Source organism: Pseudomonas sp. WAC2 (assembly GCF_030403525.1).
Lineage (GTDB): Bacteria > Pseudomonadota > Gammaproteobacteria > Pseudomonadales > Pseudomonadaceae > Chryseomonas > Chryseomonas luteola.
On the sequence record NZ_JAUEPD010000005.1, the window covers coordinates 327,140 to 344,719 of the forward strand.

General features: G+C 56.7%; 16 protein-coding genes and 1 pseudogene. 8 read left to right on the forward strand and 9 right to left on the reverse strand.

Going from position 1 to position 17,580, the window contains the following annotated elements:
* The first annotated feature begins 3 nt into the window (after positions 1-3).
* The 5 genes from QWJ10_RS13255 (at position 4) to QWJ10_RS13275 (ending at position 7,291) form a co-directional block, all read left to right on the forward strand.
* Entirely contained in the window at positions 4-1,797 is a 1,794-nt protein-coding gene (locus QWJ10_RS13255; protein ID WP_289926989.1) for an ATP-binding protein, read from the forward strand.
* Positions 1,794-3,128, forward strand: coding sequence for a sigma-54 dependent transcriptional regulator (locus QWJ10_RS13260; RefSeq protein WP_010795819.1), 1,335 nt, complete (start codon positions 1,794-1,796; stop codon positions 3,126-3,128). Before QWJ10_RS13255 ends, QWJ10_RS13260 begins: the two co-directional genes overlap by 4 nt.
* 193 nt (positions 3,129-3,321) lie before the next feature.
* On the forward strand, positions 3,322-4,632 hold the full coding sequence (locus tag QWJ10_RS13265; protein ID WP_122041594.1) for an MFS transporter: 1,311 nt from the start codon (positions 3,322-3,324) through the stop codon (positions 4,630-4,632).
* Positions 4,633-4,774: 142 nt separating this feature from the next.
* A complete protein-coding gene (locus QWJ10_RS13270) occupies positions 4,775-6,517 on the forward strand; it encodes a ClcB-like voltage-gated chloride channel protein (protein WP_289926994.1) in 1,743 nt (580 codons plus the stop codon).
* A 207-nt stretch (positions 6,518-6,724) separates the two neighbouring features.
* Complete coding sequence (locus tag QWJ10_RS13275; protein WP_289926995.1) at positions 6,725-7,291, forward strand: HD domain-containing protein; 567 nt, start codon at positions 6,725-6,727, stop codon at positions 7,289-7,291.
* A 5-nt stretch (positions 7,292-7,296) separates the two neighbouring features.
* Here the strand turns inward: QWJ10_RS13275 and QWJ10_RS13280 are convergent, their stop codons facing one another.
* Entirely contained in the window at positions 7,297-9,219 is a 1,923-nt protein-coding gene (locus QWJ10_RS13280; protein WP_289926998.1) for a PAS domain S-box protein, read from the reverse strand.
* A 178-nt stretch (positions 9,220-9,397) separates the two neighbouring features.
* On the opposite strand from QWJ10_RS13280, the gene QWJ10_RS13285 reads away from it, so the two are divergent.
* Positions 9,398-10,747 carry a cation:proton antiporter gene (locus QWJ10_RS13285; RefSeq protein WP_289927000.1) on the forward strand — a complete coding sequence of 450 codons (1,350 nt, stop codon included), beginning with the start codon at positions 9,398-9,400 and terminating at the stop codon, positions 10,745-10,747.
* 14 nt (positions 10,748-10,761) lie between these two features.
* On the opposite strand, the gene QWJ10_RS13290 is transcribed toward QWJ10_RS13285, so the two are convergent.
* The 4 genes from QWJ10_RS13290 to QWJ10_RS13305 all read right to left on the reverse strand — a co-directional run bounded on the left by QWJ10_RS13290 (position 10,762) and on the right by QWJ10_RS13305 (position 14,104).
* Positions 10,762-11,124 carry a response regulator gene (locus QWJ10_RS13290; protein ID WP_074822007.1) on the reverse strand — a complete coding sequence of 121 codons (363 nt, stop codon included), beginning with the start codon at positions 11,122-11,124 and terminating at the stop codon, positions 10,762-10,764.
* Between the two features lie 27 nt (positions 11,125-11,151).
* On the reverse strand, positions 11,152-12,594 hold the full coding sequence (locus QWJ10_RS13295) for an ATPase domain-containing protein (RefSeq protein WP_289927244.1): 1,443 nt from the start codon (positions 12,592-12,594) through the stop codon (positions 11,152-11,154).
* Positions 12,595-12,825: 231 nt separating this feature from the next.
* Positions 12,826-13,464 (reverse strand): peroxiredoxin, encoded by a 639-nt coding sequence (locus QWJ10_RS13300; protein WP_010795827.1) that lies wholly within the window; start codon positions 13,462-13,464, stop codon positions 12,826-12,828.
* A 58-nt stretch (positions 13,465-13,522) separates the two neighbouring features.
* The gene (locus QWJ10_RS13305) at positions 13,523-14,104 is read right to left on the reverse strand and encodes an alpha/beta hydrolase (protein WP_289927004.1); all 582 of its coding nucleotides are present in this window, start codon (positions 14,102-14,104) and stop codon (positions 13,523-13,525) included.
* A gap of 291 nt (positions 14,105-14,395) precedes the next feature.
* Between QWJ10_RS13305 and QWJ10_RS13310 the strand changes: the two are divergent.
* Positions 14,396-14,551, forward strand: a pseudogene (locus tag QWJ10_RS13310) (general stress protein); the annotation flags it as partial.
* A 688-nt stretch (positions 14,552-15,239) separates the two neighbouring features.
* Here QWJ10_RS13310 and QWJ10_RS13315 read toward each other — a convergent pair.
* Together QWJ10_RS13315 and QWJ10_RS13320 are read right to left on the reverse strand one after the other, a co-directional pair.
* Positions 15,240-15,506, reverse strand: a complete 267-nt coding sequence (locus QWJ10_RS13315) for a hypothetical protein (protein ID WP_010795831.1) — start codon at positions 15,504-15,506, stop codon at positions 15,240-15,242.
* Positions 15,507-15,560: 54 nt separating this feature from the next.
* On the reverse strand, positions 15,561-15,770 hold the full coding sequence (locus tag QWJ10_RS13320; RefSeq protein WP_019367346.1) for a cold shock domain-containing protein: 210 nt from the start codon (positions 15,768-15,770) through the stop codon (positions 15,561-15,563).
* Between the two features lie 529 nt (positions 15,771-16,299).
* Between QWJ10_RS13320 and QWJ10_RS13325 the strand changes: the two genes are divergently transcribed.
* Complete coding sequence (locus tag QWJ10_RS13325) at positions 16,300-16,509, forward strand: cold-shock protein (RefSeq protein WP_010795833.1); 210 nt, start codon at positions 16,300-16,302, stop codon at positions 16,507-16,509.
* A 116-nt stretch (positions 16,510-16,625) separates the two neighbouring features.
* On the opposite strand, the gene QWJ10_RS13330 is transcribed toward QWJ10_RS13325, so the two are convergent.
* Entirely contained in the window at positions 16,626-16,976 is a 351-nt protein-coding gene (locus tag QWJ10_RS13330) for a DUF3509 domain-containing protein (protein WP_019367347.1), read from the reverse strand.
* 80 nt (positions 16,977-17,056) lie between these two features.
* Positions 17,057-17,275, reverse strand: coding sequence for a cold shock domain-containing protein (locus tag QWJ10_RS13335; RefSeq protein ID WP_010795836.1), 219 nt, complete (start codon positions 17,273-17,275; stop codon positions 17,057-17,059).
* Between the last annotated feature and the right edge of the window lie 305 nt (positions 17,276-17,580).

Sequence of the window (17,580 nt, forward strand, 5' to 3'; positions counted from 1 at the left end):
AGTATGATCCGTGCTCCGCTGATCGCGAAGTCTGCCATGCGCCTGTCCCGTTCCTCGCGTCTGTTCGTTGCCTCGCTTGTCATCGTGGTCGGTGCCGTGCTGGTGGCCTATGCCGCCACACTTCAGGCTGAGCGCTATGCCCTGCGCGAAGCCGGTGCCCTGAGCGAAGAGCAGCTGCACCTTTATGCCCGCAACCTGCAAACCCTGATCGACCGCTACCGCTCCTTACCCGCCGTTCTGGCACTTGATCCCGAGATGAGCCAGAGTCTGGCCGGGCCCCTGAGTACCGAAGCCCAGCATCGGCTCAACCTTAAGCTCGAACAGCTCAACCGGGCAGCTGGCTCATCCACGTTAGAACTGCTCGACCGCACGGGCCTTGCCGTGGCTGCCAGCAACTGGCGCCTGCCCACCAGTTATGTAGGGCATAACTACGGGTTTCGACCCTATTTTCTACAAACGCGCACCCGGGGAGCAGGTCGTTTCTATGCAGTAGGCGTCACCACAGGCATACCCGGCTACTTTCTCTCCCAGGCGGTGACGGCCGATGACGGCACCTTTCTTGGGGCCATTGTGGTCAAGCTGGAATTTCCAGAGCTTGAACACTCCTGGAGCCAGCAGCCGGATATCATCCTGGTAAGCGATGCGCGTGGAATCGTGTTTATCGCCAACCAGTCGGGGTGGCGCTACCGCATCCTCGAGTCGCTAAGGCCCGATGACCATGCCGAACTTGAGGAGACCCGGCAGTACAACCGTCAGCCCTTGTTGCCGCTCACTTATCAGCCCATGAACACCCTGGCGCAGAATCAGCGCCTCACCCGGGTCCACGGCCCCCTGGGCGTGCAGGATTTTCTCTGGACCTCACTGCCCCTCACCGAAGAAGGCTGGACGCTGCACCTGCTGCGTGACCGCTCTCGTCTTCCTGCCACGGCCCAAACCACGGGCCTTGCGGCCGCCGGTGCCTGGTTTGCCCTGGTCTTCGCCCTGCTCTTTCTTCAGCAGCGACGGCGTCTGGCCCGTGAGCGCCAGCGCAGCCGTGATGAGCTGGAGCGTCTGGTCGAGGCCCGTACTGCCGATCTGCGAACCGCCCAGGACGGTTTGATCCAGGCCGCCAAACTGGCCGCGCTCGGGCAGATGTCCGCCGCCCTCGCCCATGAGCTGAACCAGCCGCTCACAGCCCAGCGCATGCAGCTGGCCAGCGTTCGCCTACTGCTCGACCAGCAGCGTCACGATGAGGCTCGCCAGAGCCTTATTCGTATCGATGAACTCCTGGGTCGCATGGCTGCGTTGACCGGTCATCTGAAAACCTATGCCCGCAAGACGCCTGCCGGTCTTCGCGAACCGCTGGATCTGGCCTGCGTAGTAGACAAATCCTTCGAGCTATTGGCGCCACGGGTCCAGAACGAGCGGGTCGACGTCAGCCTGCGCATGAGCCGGCCCGCCAAGGTGCGGGGTGATGCCATCCGTCTTGAGCAGGTGCTCGTCAATCTTCTGCGCAATGCACTGGATGCCATGGCGGATAAATCGATTCGCCAGCTGGATATTGCCCTGACACCCGAGCGAGGCCGTTGGCTGCTGTCCGTCACGGATTCCGGCGGCGGGATTGCAGAAGAACATCTGAGCCAGGTTTTCGATCCGTTCTTCACCACCAAGCCGGTCGGTGAAGGATTGGGCCTTGGCCTGGCCGTGTCGTACGCTATCGTCCACGAACTGGGCGGCGAGCTGACGGTTGACAATACGGCCCAGGGCGCGCGTTTTATGTTGACCCTGCCCATGGTGATCGAAGAGGACCCGACATGACGGACCGCGTAATCGTCATCGATGATGAATCCACTATCCGGGAAGCCATCCAGCAATGGCTGCAACTCTCGGGGTTCGAGGTCGCGTTGTATGCCAGCGCCGAGGCCTGCCTGGCGCAGCTGACGCCCGACTTCGCCGGTGTGATCATCAGCGATGTCCGCATGCCCGGCCTGGACGGGCTCTCCCTGCTCGAGCAGCTTCAGACCCTGGACAAGGACCTGCCGGTCATCCTGCTGACCGGCCACGGCGATGTGACCATGGCCGTCGAAGCGATGCGCCAAGGTGCCTATGATTTCCTGGAAAAGCCTTTCAGCCCCGAGGCCCTGCTCGGCAGCCTCAAGCGCGCCCAGGAAAAACGCCGTCTAGTGCTGGAGAACCGGCGCCTGCACGATCACTCGGATCAGAAAGCCCAGCTGGCTGCACGGCTGATCGGCTATTCACGCCCCATGGAAACGCTGCGCAGACAGGTGCTTGAACTGGCCAATACGCCCGTCAATATCCTTCTGCGAGGTGAAACGGGTAGCGGCAAGGAGCTGGTCGCCCGTTGCCTGCATGACTTCAGCACCCGTAGCGCCAAGCCCTTTGTGGCGCTCAACTGTGCCGCCATACCCGATACGCTGTTCGAGGCCGAGCTGTTCGGGCATGAGAGTGGCGCCTTTACCGGGGCAACCGGCAAGCGGATCGGCAAACTGGAACATGCTAACGGCGGCAGCCTGTTTCTCGACGAGATCGAAAGTATGCCTCTCGCCCAGCAGGCCAAGCTGCTGCGGGTCTTGCAGGAGCAGCAGCTGGAGCGGCTCGGCTCCAATCAGAGCATTCCTGTGGACCTGCGCATCATTGCCGCCACCAAGCCTGATCTGCTGGAAGAGGCCCGTGCCGGCCGGTTCAGAGAGGACCTTGCCTACCGTCTCAACGTAGCGGAGCTTTACCTGCCACCGCTGCGCGAGCGCCGTGAGGACATCCCCCTTCTGTTCGAGCATTTTCTCCAGCAGGCTGCCAAACGCCTGGGCCGCGAACCCGGCACGCCCAGCGGTAACCAGTTGGCGCGCCTTCTGGCCCATGACTGGCCGGGCAATGTCCGGGAGCTGGCCAACGCGGCCGAGCGGCATGTGCTGGGCCTGGATAGTGGCGCTCCGCAATCAACGGCGGACCTTTCCCTCTATGAGCAAATGGAAGCCTTCGAGGCGCAATGCCTGCGTAATGCGCTGGCCCGGCATAAAGGCGACATAAAAGCAGTACTGGAAGAGCTCAAGCTTCCACGTCGTACCCTCAATGAAAAAATGCAGCGCCATGGGCTGATGCGGGAAGTCTTTCTGGAAACCGACGGCTGACCCAGGCGTAACCGGCGGCGATCATAGGCGGAAATCCGCTTATGGTTTAAAGGCCTTCGGCAAGATTCCGCTTACGTCCTCCTCTACAACCCGCTGGATACGGCTAGCACCCTGATGGCACGCCTCGTGCAGTCAGGATGACAAGCCGTGCGTTCACGCAGCGGCATACAACAATGATAAGAGAGGATTCCGAATGGAAAGCACCGCCACCCTGGCCGCGGGCGTAACGCCCAAGACCACGTCACAGCGCATCAGATCCATCTTCAGTGGCTCCGTTGGCAACCTGGTCGAGTGGTACGACTGGTACGTCTATGCCGCCTTCTCGCTTTATTTCGCCAAGGCCTTCTTTCCGCAAGGCGACCTCACCGCTCAGCTGCTGAACACGGCCGCCATCTTTGCCGTAGGTTTTCTGATGCGTCCTATCGGCGGTTGGCTGATGGGCGTTTATGCCGATAAAAAAGGGCGTAAGGCTGCGCTGATGCTGTCGGTCGTCATGATGTGCGGCGGCTCGTTGATCATCGCACTAACGCCCAGCTATGCCACCATCGGGGTAGCCGCTCCCGTCCTGCTGGTGCTGGCCCGCCTCTTACAGGGGCTTTCCGTGGGGGGCGAATACGGCACCTCTGCCACGTACCTCAGTGAGATGGCGACCAAGGAACGCCGTGGCTTTTTCTCCAGCTTCCAGTACGTCACACTGATCTCCGGCCAGCTCATCGCCCTGGCGGTATTGATCATCCTGCAACTGACATTGACCAACGAGCAGCTGGAAAGCTGGGGCTGGCGCATTCCGTTCCTGATCGGTGCGGCCTGCGCTGTCACCGCGCTATACCTGCGCCGTGGAATGGAAGAAACCGCCTCCTTCAAGAAAAAGGATGAAAGCGTCGTCCAGGAAAGCCTGATGCGTACGCTGATGCGCCACCCCAAGGAGCTGCTGACCGTAGTAGGCCTGACCATGGGCGGCACCCTGGCGTTCTACACCTACACCACCTACATGCAGAAGTATCTGGTAAACACCGTAGGCATGAGCAAGTCCGACTCGACCATGATTTCGGCGGCCACGCTGTTTCTCTTCATGCTGCTGCAACCCGTAGTAGGCGCGTTGTCCGATAAGATCGGCCGTCGCCCCATCCTGATCGCCTTCGGGGTACTGGGCACGATATTCACCGTTCCGATCCTGTCTGCGCTGCACACGATTCAGTCCATGTGGGGCGCGTTCTTCCTGATCATGGCGGCACTGGTCATCGTCAGCGGCTACACCTCGATCAATGCGGTGGTGAAAGCCGAGCTGTTCCCCACTGAAATCCGTGCCCTGGGTGTGGGCCTGCCCTATGCGCTGACCGTATCGATCTTTGGTGGCACCGCGGAATATGTAGCGCTGTGGTTCAAGAGCATCGGCATGGAGACCGGCTATTACTGGTACGTTACCGGCTGTATCGCCTGCTCACTTCTGGTCTACCTGTTCATGAAGGACACCCGCGACCACTCCCGCATTACCCACGAATAATCCTTCCTCCAAAGGCCCCGCAAGGGGCCTTTCCTGTCGCAGCCAGCATCAATCAGGACGCTTTTGCCATCACAGGGGGATAGCCCTTGAGCGAGGCATGGTCCATGATCCGAACAGCATTTCTTGTGGCTTCGGATTGTTTATGAGGGTCATCACCCGGCTGGTATCGTCCTTTCGTCAAACCTGGCAGCACCTGAGCGAACGACTCGGCGATGCTGAAAACCTGAGTACCCTGCTCTGGGCCATCCCGATCGGGATCGTCGGGGCGCTGGTCACGCTGGGCTTTCGCCATGCGATTGACCTCATCCATCTCGCGGCCTTCGGCAAAACGGCCGACGTGGTCGAGCTGGCCCAGTCCAGCGAATGGTACATGCGCCTGATCGTGCCTACGCTGGGTGGGATCGTGGCGGGCCTCCTGCTCCTGCTCAGTCGACGCTATACCAAGGCCACGGCGCATTCGGACTACATGGAAGCCATCACCTTGGGCGATGGCCGTATCCCGGTTCGGCAGACCCTGGCACGCAGCTCGTCTTCGCTGTGCTCGATTGCCACCGGCTCCTCTATCGGACAAGAAGGCCCCATGGTGCAGCTGGCCGCCCTCTGCGCCTCTTTGGTGGGTCGCTTTCGCACGATCTCACCGGAGCAGATGCGGACCCTGGTCGCATGCGGGGCCGCAGCCGGGATCACCTCCGTGTACAACGCTCCGATTGCCGGCGCCTTCTTCGTGGCGGAGATCGTATTAGGCTCCATCGTAGCGGAGCGCATGCCTCCGCTGATCATGGCGTCCGTGGTAGCCAACCTCACCATGCGCTCACTGCCGGGGTATCACTCGATCTACAGCGTACCGCTGTTCGAGCCCCTAAGCCTGTCGCAAGACCTGATGTTCATCCTGCTGGGTATTCTGCTCGGCGCGCTGGCCCCGCTCTTTCTCTGGCTGCTGGAACACTCGCGCAAGCGAATCGACCAAATTCCCCTGCCGCTGCCCATCAAGCTGGGGTGCGGCGGGCTCGTGGTCGGCCTGATTTCGATCTTCTATCCACAGACCTGGGGTAACGGCTATAGCGTCATCAATGACTTCATCAACCACCCATGGCCCTGGACAGCCGTGGCGGCTCTGCTGGTCTTCAAGGTCCTGGCGACAACCGCCTCAGCCGGTACGGGAACGGTAGGCGGCATCTTCACGCCGACCCTGTTTGTCGGCGCCGCCATCGGTGTGCTGTTTGCCAGCCTGGTCGAGCATCTCGCCCCTACCCTGCATGCGCCAACCTTTACCTATGTCGTGGTCGGCATGGGCGCGTTTCTCGCTGCCACCAGCCGGGCGCCGCTCATGGCAATCCTCATGGTATTCGAGATGACGTTGAGCTATGACATCGTGCTGCCGTTGCTGCTGTGCGTGGTGGCTGGCTACTACATCAGTGGCGCATTCTCGCCCCGCTCCATGTACGCCGTGACTGCCAAAAACAACGAACTCTGGAAAGCCCGTAACCAGACGCGCAACCTTAAGGTTAAAGCCATTCTTAACGAGGGCGCGCAAACCGTACCAGCATCAGCCACGCTGGAAGAAGTGCTGCAAACGTTCCGCGAGCAGATCGTCAAGTTTGTGTACGTAATCGACGAAAATGGCCTACTGGTCAAGATCGTCGCGCTGCGAGACCTCAACAGAGCCCAGGCGGCTGGAACACTGGATGCCAACCTGCTCGCCAGGGACCTGCCGGGTCATACGCTTCCCCTGCTGCACCCTTACGATAACCTTACGGTTGCCCTGGAAGCCTTCCTGAACCATCCTGGCGAACGCCTGCCGGTGGTAGAAAGCCAGGCTTGCCCCAGGCTTTTGGGCTATATATCGAAAAGTCAGGTCCTGGCGCACCTGAAGCTGTATTTATAAGGCGGGTTTTGCAGGGTATCGCCCCGGTGGCAATGCCCTGCTGTCTCTTGCGTCAGGCTTTAATGCGGGAAGACCCAATCTTCTCTCACCTTTTCGCCTTTGTGCTGTCCAAGCCATCATCTATCGAGCGTTCCGCGCCGCGCCTGCATATTCAGGCCCTGCGCACTCGATTCGTTGTATTGATTCACCTTGACAGGAGTGGCCTGCATGACACTAAGCGAATTAATGGGAACACTCCGCTTTCTCAAGGATGCCGAGATGCTGAAGGATACCCTTCGCACCGCCTATACCCGCTCGGGAAAGCAGGAGAGCACCGCGGAACACACCTGGCGGCTATGCCTCATGGCCATGGTGTACGAAGACGAACTTCAGGGCATCGACTTTGCCAAGCTGCTGAAAATCTGCCTTATCCATGACCTGGGCGAAGCCATCAGCGGTGATATTCCGGCGGTGCTGCAGCGACCGGGCCTGAGCAAGTCCGGGCAGGAGCGCCAGGACTTGCAAACCCTGCTGGCCTCGCTCTCCGCGGAACGTCAGGAACGTTTTCTGGCGTTGTGGGACGAGTACGAGAACGGCTCCTCTCCAGAGGCCAAGCTTGCCAAGGGCCTGGATAAGCTCGAGACCATTCTCCAGCACAACCAGGGCTTGAATCCGCCAGATTTCGATTATGGCTTCAACCTGAACTACGGCCGCCAATACACCTCCGCACACCCACTACTGGCTGCAATCCGTGAGCAGCTGGACGAAGAAACCGAACGAAAAACCGTCGTATAGCAGACTTACATCAAGTGATACCGGGCCTTCCCGGCCCGCTTCGCCTCGTACATCGCGGTGTCGGCAGTATTGATAAGATCATCTGCCGTACGGGCCGAGCCCGGTATGTAGAGCGTGATGCCTATGCTGGCACTTACCTTGGCTTCATAGCTTTCCAACCAGATCGGCTTCTGGATTTTCTCGAGCAGTTGCCCCGCTAATCGACATGCATCGTTCACTCCGTCGACCAACCCTTCCAGAATGACCGTAAACTCATCGCCGCCCAGGCGGATAGCCTCATCGGACTTGCGGATACTACCTTGCAGCCGTTTCGCGATTTCAATAAGCAACGCATCGCCGGCATTATGGCCTTGAGCATCATTGACAGCCTTGAAACCATCGAGATCAAGAAACAGTAGTGCCAGCGTCGCCCGAGTACGCTCAGCCCGTGCAATGGCCTTGGGCAGGACCTCCAGCAGTGCGCGCCGGTTCAGCAACCCCGTTAGCGCATCATGACGCGCCTCGTGCTCACGCCTCGCTTCGGCAGCCTTGCGCTCAGAGATATCGTGCAAAAAGGCACTAAAAAAGGATTGTCCCTCCACATTCAGTGCTCGAAGGCGTATCTCTATTGGAACATCGGACCCATCTCGCCGTATCGCAGGCAACTCCAAGCGTTGATTGAGGACTTTCGCTTCCCGAGTCGCCAAGTAACGCGCCATTCCTGCCAGATGCGCCTCACGCATCGAAGGAGGAATAATCAGCTCGCTTACTGGCTGGCCCAGGGCTTCTTCTACTGTCCAGCCAAACGTTTCGACGGCCTGACGGTTCCAGGCTGTGATAATGCCGAGCTCATTAACGCGGACATAAGCATCATTAGCATGCTCGATCACGCTACTAAGTTCCGCCTCCCGGCGACGAAGCGCCTGCTCGGATTGTAGCTGGTGCGCCATCGCCTGAGATAACTGCTCATTGGCACGTTGAAGCTCATAGGTTCGAAGCACTACGCGCTGCTCCAGATCCTCCCTCAGGGCCGCCAGTGCCTCTTCGGCTTCCTTACGCGCATGAATATCGGTAACGATCGTCACAATACTGCTGGCATTACCGTTTTGATCTTCCAGCCGGCTGACATTCAAACGAACCCATATCGAATCGCCCTGCTTGTTGAGTGCGCGCCGTTCCAGGTCGATGGCATCTACCTTTCCGCTAATCAACCCCTCAGCCAGCTGCTTGAACTCGGCTAGATCGTCTGGATGAATGAGTTCCCAGAACGTCAGTTTCTTAATTTCATCGCGGCTGTAACCCAACATTCGACAGAGTGCATCATTGATATCGATCCAATGATCATTTGTGCCTACCAGGGAAATTCCTACCGCAGCCCGTTCGAAAATGGCGCGAAACCGCGCCTCACGTGTCTCGAACACCGCTTTCGACCGTTTGACGTGACGGCGGGCCAGCAGGGTTGTTTCGCGCAGCTGAACCTCATGACAGACCAGGGCGGCCAGGTCGTTGAGCACCTCAAGCTCTTCTGCCTCCAGCCTGCGTGGTGTTGTGTCCATGACACACAGTGCACCGAGCGCCAGTCCTTCGATACTCGTGATGGGGATCCCGGCATAAAAGCGAATATGCTTGCTACCCTTGACGAGATGATGGTTTTTAAACCGCTCATCCTGCGTTGTGTCTTCGATAAAGATAGCCTGCTGCGCCAATACCGTATGAGCGCAGAAAGAGGACTCCCGACTGGTTTCCACGAGATCCAGGCCAATCTGGGACTTGAACCATTGCCGCTTGTCATCCACCAGCGAGATATAGGCGATGGGCATACCCAGTGTACGTACCGCCAGCCGGGTAATCCGTTCGAAAAAAGGCTCGGCAGGCGAATCCATCAGCTCAAGCGCATTCAGGACGCGCAAGCGTTCGGTTTCGTAGGAAGGATCGGCTGCTGGCAACATGGCAATGGTCAGGCTAAAGCGGGACTATTTCACAGTCTGACAGATAAGCAGCCGTTTCTGCTCATGGTTTCGTCAGGCCACAGTATGTCATTGATAGCGTTTTGATCCGATAACCTGAACCAGTACGCCCTGTCATGTCTCGAACCATAACGTTTCAGTATCAGGTATCCATGAGCGCATGACTTTCATTCAATGGGCAGGCGTACTCAGTACGTTACTGCTGGTTCTGGCCCTGGCATCGGCCTACCTTCGCTGGCTTCCTGTCACTACATCCGTCGTTTGCTTGGCATTTGGCATTGCTATTGGCCCGCTGGGGCTGGGCCTCTGGCAGGAAAGCTTTCAGGACGTGGCGCCCTGGATGGAGCATCTAACGGAAGTTGCCGTTCTGATCTCCCTGTTCGTGACCGGACTCAAACTGCGATTACCCCTGACAGACCCGGCCTGGCGCGGTGCCTACATGCTGGCCGGACCGATCATGCTGTGCTGTATTACCGGCAGTACCCTGGTCTGCCACTACCTGTTTGGTCTCAACTGGGGCACCTCCCTTCTCATCGGCGCGGCACTGGCCCCTACCGATCCTGTTTTGGCCGGGCTCGTCCAGGTCGTTCATGCCCGGGACTTCGACCGGGTGCGCTACTCGCTGTCCGGTGAGGCAGGCCTCAACGACGGCACGGCCTTTCCGTTTGTTGTCCTGGCCCTGCTGGTCATGCACCACGATAGCGTACAAGCCGACTGGCTGGGTGAATGGGTTCTGCATCGCCTGCTCTGGGCCGTGCCTGCAGGCCTTCTGATCGGCTACACCCTGGGGCGGTTGATGGGACGGTTCTCCATTTACCTGCGGATCAAGCACCGCGATAGCGTTATCTCTCCCAATGACTTTCTTGCACTGGCCCTGATAGGTTTGGCCTATGTACTGGCCGATCTGGTCAGCGCCTGGGGCTTTCTTGCGGTGTTTGCAGCGGGCGTGGGGTTGCGTCGAGTGGAGGTCTCATCCTCCGGCCACGCCAAGATTCCAGCCGAAGAACAGACCCAGCCGGTACTGGGCCACATGACTGGATCGGTCGTACAGGCCGGCCGGCTCGACCAGGACAAACTGAGCAGCCCCACCGTGGCAGCCGGTGTGCTGATGGGTGACATGCTAGCCTTTGGCAACCTGCTGGAACGCTCCCTGGAAGTGTTGCTGGTCACGCTGCTGGGCGTATTGCTCTACCCCCACTGGGATTGGCGCGCGGCAGGGCTGGCGCTGATATTGTTCTGCGTGATTCGCCCTTTAAGTGTGTACTTGCTGATGGGTCGACGTTGGGCGACCCCTGCCCAGCGCACACTGATCGGCTGGTTCGGCATACGAGGGATCGGCAGCCTGTACTACCTGAGTTATGCCCTGAACCACGGCCTTACGGAAGGCTCACTCAAGGATAGTATCGACATCACTTTAACCGTCGTGACTATCAGCATCCTGCTGCACGGAGTCACTACCCAGCCCTTGCTGGATCGCTATGAGCGTAAACATGCTAAAGAACAGGCATGAGCTAGCGCGCGGGCTTATACCGTGTCGGTAAGTGCTTTGACCGTGTCGATGACTTTGAAGACGTCGAAAGGCTTTTCGAAGATGGCATTGAACAGATGCTGGTTCTGCTGAGCGATATGCGCCTGCGCACCGGTGGTCAGGATGATGGGTATCGCCTTGAGATCGGGATGGTCGTGAATGGCCTGGGCCAACTCCATGCCATTCATCAAGGGCATCATGAAATCCGTGATGACCAGCGCAGGCTGCTCGCGCAGCAAGGCATCCAGCGCCTTTTGGCCATTGCTGGCCGTTTTGACCTGGAACCCGGCATCCTCAAGCGCGAACGAGAGAATTTCAGCGATTAAAAACTCATCATCGACCACCAGAATCGTCGTCATGTATTTACCTTCCCTGTAATGACGACATCAGCCCTGACTGTTCGACGTTGCTGAGCCTGAAAGAACCATCTCCGCATTTCTGAAAGCCTTAGCTAAATCAATACCACTATCACTGATAACAATTTCACGAAGTGACGGGTCGAAGTGGCTGTCCCGCACCTTCAATATGGAAATGACCCGCTTGAGTTCGGCATTCAATTCCGCATAGCGCATCATGAACAGATTGTCTGTAATGCCTGACAGTTCAGGCGCAGGCGCATGAATATCCGACCCAAAGAGGTCTTTCATCTCCCACGTGCCATACACTGTGACACCCATAGACCGGAGCTGGTTGGTGAGCGCGGTAAAGAATTCCATGAGTCGATCCTCCTTGCCGGCCACGCGCGCAATGGCGCCGAGGCTGTCAATCAATAACCGCCTGGCCTTCAACCGGCGGACCTCATTGATAATCTGATGCCCCACCTTGTCCAGCTGCAACTCAACCGTTGGCTGCCAGTGGACATGTACAGCGCCGCTGTCCATCAGACCGCCCAGATCCAGCCCCATGCTGCGTGCCTTGACCCGTAGCCTGTCTGGCGTCTCGTAAAACCCGAAGATCACCCCGGGTTCCTCCAGAGAGGACTGGGCAATAAAGCTCAGGCCCATGGAGGTTTTGCCGCTGCCTGACGGCCCCATCAGCAAGGAGATGGAGGATCGGCTAAGGCCTCCTGCAAGCATCTGGTCAAGACTGGTCAGCCCTGTGCCGACTCGGCGCTCATCAATCTGCTCCGGACGATAAGGCGTGTTGTAGACAGCTTCGAGCCTTGGATAGACCACAAACCCATCTTCAGTGATCTGATACTCATGCAGCCCGGCAATCGCAGGGCTACCACGCGTCTTGCGCAGGCTCATGCGACGAATGGAGCGCACGCCACGAATCTCCTCGCCCACGTCCAGCACACCGTCGACCATGGTCAACTCGGGGCTGCCGTCATCGAGACGCGAGCTGGTCAGGAACAGAACCGTACAATTGGCAAAGGCGGCATGGGCCTGCAATTCGGCGATAAACCGCTTCGTGTCCAAAGGCGTTTCGGCTCTGGAGCGGGCATTGAGCAGTCCATCGACCACCAGCAGCGTCGCCTTTTGCCGGGAGATTTCCCGGCGCAGCAGCTTGACGACCGGCTCCAGCCCTTCCTGCTCCATGGTGTCGAACGCACTAAGGTATTGGATATCACCGCCGATCTGGCTGTGATCGAAAAAGCTGAGCGTGGAAAGAAACTGGAACATCCGCTCATGGGATTCGGACAACAACGTGGCGAACAGGACACGCTCACCCTTGCGCACATGGTTGAAGGCAATCTGATTGGCCAGAATTGTCTTGCCGGAACCCGGACGGCCTTGAATGACATATGACGCGCCGGCCACAAAGCCGCCCCGTAATAAGGTATCCAGCCCCTCGATTCCACTTTCCAGGCGCGTTAGTTGCTTCAATTCGATTGGCCCTGCCAGAGAGTAAAAGATCATTGATCGACCACACCGTGGCGGTCTGAACAGGTCTACAAGACTATGGCTCAGCGCCTGAAATATCCAGATGAATACTTCTGTGAGGTGATCAGGGTACTCACCAGAGATGACAAATGAGCAGGAGTTCTCAGACAGAAAGACATGGAGCACCACGTCTTTAGAGACGGGAGCGGCAGCTGCCGCTCCTCGAGGGGAACGTTACTTGTCTGGCTGCGGCGTCATGCGCAGGTAGGGACGTAGCGCCTGATAGCCTTTCGGAAAGCGCTGCTTGATCTCGTCTTCATCCTTGAGCGAAGGCACGATCACCACATCGCCACCCTGCTCCCAGTTGGCTGGCGTAGCCACCTTATGGTTATCGGTCAGCTGCAGCGAATCGATCACCCGCAGGATCTCATTGAAGTTACGTCCCGTGCTGGCTGGGTACGTGATGATCAGCCGGACCTTTTTGTTCGGGTCGATGACAAACAACGAGCGAACCGTCAGCGAGTCGTTCGCGTTCGGATGGATCATGTCGTACAGGCCCGACACTTTCCGATCTTCATCGGCAATGATGGGAAAGTTGACGGTGGTCTTCTGAGTGTCGTTGATGTCATCGATCCAGCGGCGGTGAGAGTCGGCCGGATCGACCGACAGGGCAATGACCTTGACGTTTCGGGCTGCGAATTCGTCCTTTAGCTTGGCCGTGAACCCAAGCTCTGTCGTACAGACGGGCGTGAAATCGGCCGGGTGCGAGAACAGCACGCCCCAGCTATCGCCCAGCCACTCGTGAAAACGAATACGGCCTTCGCTGGAATCCTGTTCGAAATCGGGTGCTATATCGCCCAATCTAAGGCTCATGGTGATCCTCCTGTATCGGTTCAAGGGGCCACCTGCCTGGGCAGATGGTCCGGATAAGTTAAGCCCGGTATCGTGACGTTCGCTCGATTTGATGCTGCAGCTGGTACAGGAATGTGAAACCGTCCTCCCAGCGTTCATGACCGGACTTCACATTGATGTGACCGACATCGGCCAGGATCGTTGAGGCGGCGCCCCAGGTATTCGCCAGATAACGCGCGCGCTCCGGTGTGGCAGCCGGGTCGTTACCGGAACCGACAAGCAGCGCCGGAAACGGCAGAGCCTGCCGAGGCAATGGCGCAAAATTCTTTAGCGGCGCGGGACAGGCCGGCCGCTCGACGTCTGCGGGTGCAACCAGCAACGCACCGACTACACGCTGTCTTGTTTCAGGGTCGGCCTGCTCGGCCCAATGGGCCACGGTTGCACAGCCCAGGCTGTGAGCGATAAGGATAACCGGAGCGTGGCAGGCCTTCAGGCTGCGCTCCAGCTCATCCACCCATTCCTGACGTTGCGGCGTGAACCAATCCTTTTGCTCTACCCGAGAGCAATCAGGCAGAACACGCTGCCAGTGGCTTTGCCAATGGTTGTCAGGCGAGCCCTGCCAACCGGGAACAATCAGGTACTGTATCGGAGTGGTGCCCATGGCGATGCCTCTACAGGAGTCATGTCACCAGTGTACGCACGCCTGAAATACGCACAAAGAATAAGTAATAATTGATTTATTCTTTAATGGAATATGGCTTGTTCCTCGACAAGCTGCCGCGCGTTGGCCTGGATGATTACGCCCCCTATGCCATTGGTCTTCTTTCTTACCATCAGCCCGTAATATCTGAACTCCCCGCGGATATCCCTCTCCTTACCTAGGAAGGCTGTTGATCATCAATAGCCGAATCAGGGTTTCCCCTGGAGAATTCAAATGACTGCTAAAAACGACAACCCAGGAAATTTTGCCAACGACCGCGAAAAAGCCTCCGAAGCAGGCAAGAAAGGGGGTCAGAACAGCGGCGGTAACTTTGCCAATGATCGTGAGAAAGCCTCTGAAGCAGGCAAAAAAGGTGGCCAGAACAGCCATGGCGGCGGCCGCAGCTAGCAGCTGACTGGTTGAGCGGAGGCCCAGCTTCCGCTCAAGCTCTGTTTTCAGGCGCTGCTGAAGACGCTTCCTACCGTTTGAGTAAATCCACGCTTTTACCGACCTCTAATGCCCTCTTTGATCGTCACCATCCCTGACACGACCTGATCGCTCGCTTCAGACGTATCTGCCTGAGCGATAGAAAGAACCTGCTACCTGGAGTATTTCGGCCTCCAGAAGAGCTCAAGCGCATGAGGGTCTGGTATAGCCTCTCTAAAATAGAGCCACACAGAGACATCTGCCTTAAACGTGTAAAGGTAATAACCTGATGAGGGCAATTGAGAATTGCCGGAGGGCTTATGAATTAAATTGGCAGAACAGACACACCGATAACCAGAGCTTAAAAAACAATACCGGTAAAAAGCCGATTTCATCTTCCTATGGTTTGCACAATAGCGGCATCGCTGAACTCTTCCATCCGCAACAATTTCAGCGAAGCGAGAAACGCATGAGCCTGATGTTCATGGCGAAATTCAATAGACGGCCGCTGGGATTCAGTACACATAGCCGGTATGTTTCTTTCCTGCCATACCACCGTGACCAACTTTCCTCGTAATGAACAGCTATGTAGCGTTCTTCCGTCACTGGTCTTGATCGTCCAGGCAGTCATGGAGTACCTGTATAGTTAATGAATAACCGTTGCGCCTCGTTAAACTTTGGCCAGACTATTCTTTCTTCGAATATCAAACTGATTATCTATTTCACGCTTGATGCCCGTCACCCACACTTGCGCCTCAGCCTGGCTCATTTGATAAGGTGAACTATTTCGTCTGGCTTCTAGAATGGTAATACCGCTTTGCTGATTGAAGATGCGCACGGCGAAGCCTTTTTCGCTCTCTTCCAGCACTTGGAAACCCAAGGGCAGAAACTGCGACTTCATATAGGTGAGAACAGGGGCTGATACGTCAGTTGACATGAATTTTCCTTACGCTAATAAACGTGAAAAACCCCGGCTTGGCGGGGCCTTATGTCAACGCTCTCTGACCTGTCCCGCTTCGAAGCCCTTAGGCCCTACGATCAACTGATAACTCACAAGCTGGCCTTCATTCGGGCCTCTGAAGCTTCGGTTTTCAAAAGATTTCGTATGAATGAAAAGGTCTGGTCCTTCTTGCGGAATAATAAAGCCAAATCCTTTATCTTCACTAAACCACTTGATAGTGCCTTGATGTCTAATGGACATGATTTTTCTCCTGGGTATGAATCACGGCAGCCTTTGAAATGCGCCGAGACTGCACCTAACGGGCAGAGGAACCGAGGAGATGATTTCAGACAGGCCATCAAGTCAGCATCGCGGTGACAATTAGCTATACAGTAAGGCCACTGTACTCTCTTTCACGTCCATGTGTTGCTTTTATACTGAACCTAGACGGACGGAATAAATGAAAACAAATATGACTATTATTACTCCATTATTTATGCTTCCCAAATATTATAGGTCTGCCATTTATTTGGTCTAACACTCTGATTTCATTGAGCAAGTGTTATTTAAACCGTTTCTTAGCAGGGAAAAATAATCGAGAAAATAAAAATAAAGGTATACAAGAGCTGAAAAAAGCGTATTGTGATCTCACTGCTTTGCAACTGCTACTTCGATACCTGGCTTGATGTTCTGTTTTTCGTTTCATCTCCTCGGCTCGTTTTACTTTCGCACCTCAGTCTCGGCCTGAATGTTTCAGCGCCGCAGCCTTATTTTACCCTGGAGATACATCATGTCTGGTCGTCAAAATGGCACCGTCAAATGGTTCAACGATGAAAAAGGTTTTGGTTTTATCACTCCTGAGAGTGGTCCGGACCTGTTCGTCCACTACCGCTCGATCGAAAGTTCAGGCTTCAAGAGCCTGAGTGAAGGTCAAGCAGTGTCCTTCGTGGCCGTCAAAGGTCAGAAAGGCATGCAAGCTGATCAGGTTCAAGTCGCTTAAGACACCTGATCCAAAAAAGCCCCGCACTGCGGGGCTTTTTTATTGCCTTGGAAAATAGCCTGCCAACCGATTCGCCCAAGGCATACCCCGTGGGCATGCCTGCACCTGGACAATGATCAGGTAGGCATGGGCCCATCCGGTGATATAAACGGCTTTGTAAAACCCGGTGCCAAAGGTGCCAATGCCCACTCACTGCGGAATCGGCTGAGGTACACCATGTTGCTGCGGGTGGCGGCTTTTCGGTTCATTTTCCCAGCCATAACCGCGAGCTGCGTCTTGATACCATCAATAACCGTATGTAACCGCTCCTGATCATCCAGATCGGCTGCGGAAATCACACGTATGGCCACTACATCCTTGTTTTGCGTTGAAAACGTTAGCGTCAGACTGCCGTCAGGTCGAACGGCTGAAATGACGGGCCGGTTAACCTCAAAGGAGGATGACAGGGTCTTGAGATACGCCTTCATGTGAAACACCTCGCCGAGCAGAATGGTAGATATTGGCAGCCAGCGCTGCGTTTATGGCTCCACAAGCCAGTGCGAGGCACCTAGAGTGCCTCGACATGTTCAGCCTGCATGCCCTTCCCTAATTTGCCTTCAGCGGCAATGTAGGAAACCGGCTGGCCCGCGATCAGCTGCTTGACCGCATGACCACCGTTGACCGACTTGTGGTGCACAAACAATTCAGGCCCCTGGGCCTGAACAATGAAGCCATACCCTTTGACACGGTCGAACCATTTGACGGTACCGGTTTGACGATCAGACATGAAAGGCTCCTGGATAAGGTAGGCCGCAGGGAAACATCCCGTGCGAGCCGAGGCGGCAGTGATCCAAAGAGAGGCTGGGGTGTAGATAAAACACCCTCAAGGGGTCATGGCAGCATGATAGCAACGTAGTTACTTCACCATAGGCGCATTCGGCCTGGGGTGTGCGGCTATTTAGCTGTGCGGCGACGGGTGGGAATCCTTGCTCTGCCATGCGATCAAAGCGACAAACTGCTCAGCACAGCGGCAGGTCTGATTGAGCACGTGTAGAAAGCCCATGCCAGACGGGTTCTTGTCGCTGATGCAGG

Coding starts and splice junctions, on each gene's coding strand:
- QWJ10_RS13270 (WP_289926994.1), top strand. CDS start 4,775: ATGAGGGTCATCACCCGGCTGGTATCGTCCTTTCGTCAAACCTGGCAG.
- QWJ10_RS13305 (WP_289927004.1), bottom strand. CDS start 14,104: ATGGGCACCACTCCGATACAGTACCTGATTGTTCCCGGTTGGCAGGGC.
- QWJ10_RS13300 (WP_010795827.1), bottom strand. CDS start 13,464: ATGAGCCTTAGATTGGGCGATATAGCACCCGATTTCGAACAGGATTCC.
- QWJ10_RS13275 (WP_289926995.1), top strand. CDS start 6,725: ATGACACTAAGCGAATTAATGGGAACACTCCGCTTTCTCAAGGATGCC.
- QWJ10_RS13285 (WP_289927000.1), top strand. CDS start 9,398: ATGACTTTCATTCAATGGGCAGGCGTACTCAGTACGTTACTGCTGGTT.
- QWJ10_RS13335 (WP_010795836.1), bottom strand. CDS start 17,275: ATGTCTGATCGTCAAACCGGTACCGTCAAATGGTTCGACCGTGTCAAA.
- QWJ10_RS13260 (WP_010795819.1), top strand. CDS start 1,794: ATGACGGACCGCGTAATCGTCATCGATGATGAATCCACTATCCGGGAA.
- QWJ10_RS13255 (WP_289926989.1), top strand. CDS start 4: ATGATCCGTGCTCCGCTGATCGCGAAGTCTGCCATGCGCCTGTCCCGT.
- QWJ10_RS13315 (WP_010795831.1), bottom strand. CDS start 15,506: ATGTCAACTGACGTATCAGCCCCTGTTCTCACCTATATGAAGTCGCAG.
- QWJ10_RS13290 (WP_074822007.1), bottom strand. CDS start 11,124: ATGACGACGATTCTGGTGGTCGATGATGAGTTTTTAATCGCTGAAATT.
- QWJ10_RS13325 (WP_010795833.1), top strand. CDS start 16,300: ATGTCTGGTCGTCAAAATGGCACCGTCAAATGGTTCAACGATGAAAAA.
- QWJ10_RS13330 (WP_019367347.1), bottom strand. CDS start 16,976: ATGAAGGCGTATCTCAAGACCCTGTCATCCTCCTTTGAGGTTAACCGG.
- QWJ10_RS13320 (WP_019367346.1), bottom strand. CDS start 15,770: ATGTCCATTAGACATCAAGGCACTATCAAGTGGTTTAGTGAAGATAAA.
- QWJ10_RS13280 (WP_289926998.1), bottom strand. CDS start 9,219: ATGTTGCCAGCAGCCGATCCTTCCTACGAAACCGAACGCTTGCGCGTC.
- QWJ10_RS13265 (WP_122041594.1), top strand. CDS start 3,322: ATGGAAAGCACCGCCACCCTGGCCGCGGGCGTAACGCCCAAGACCACG.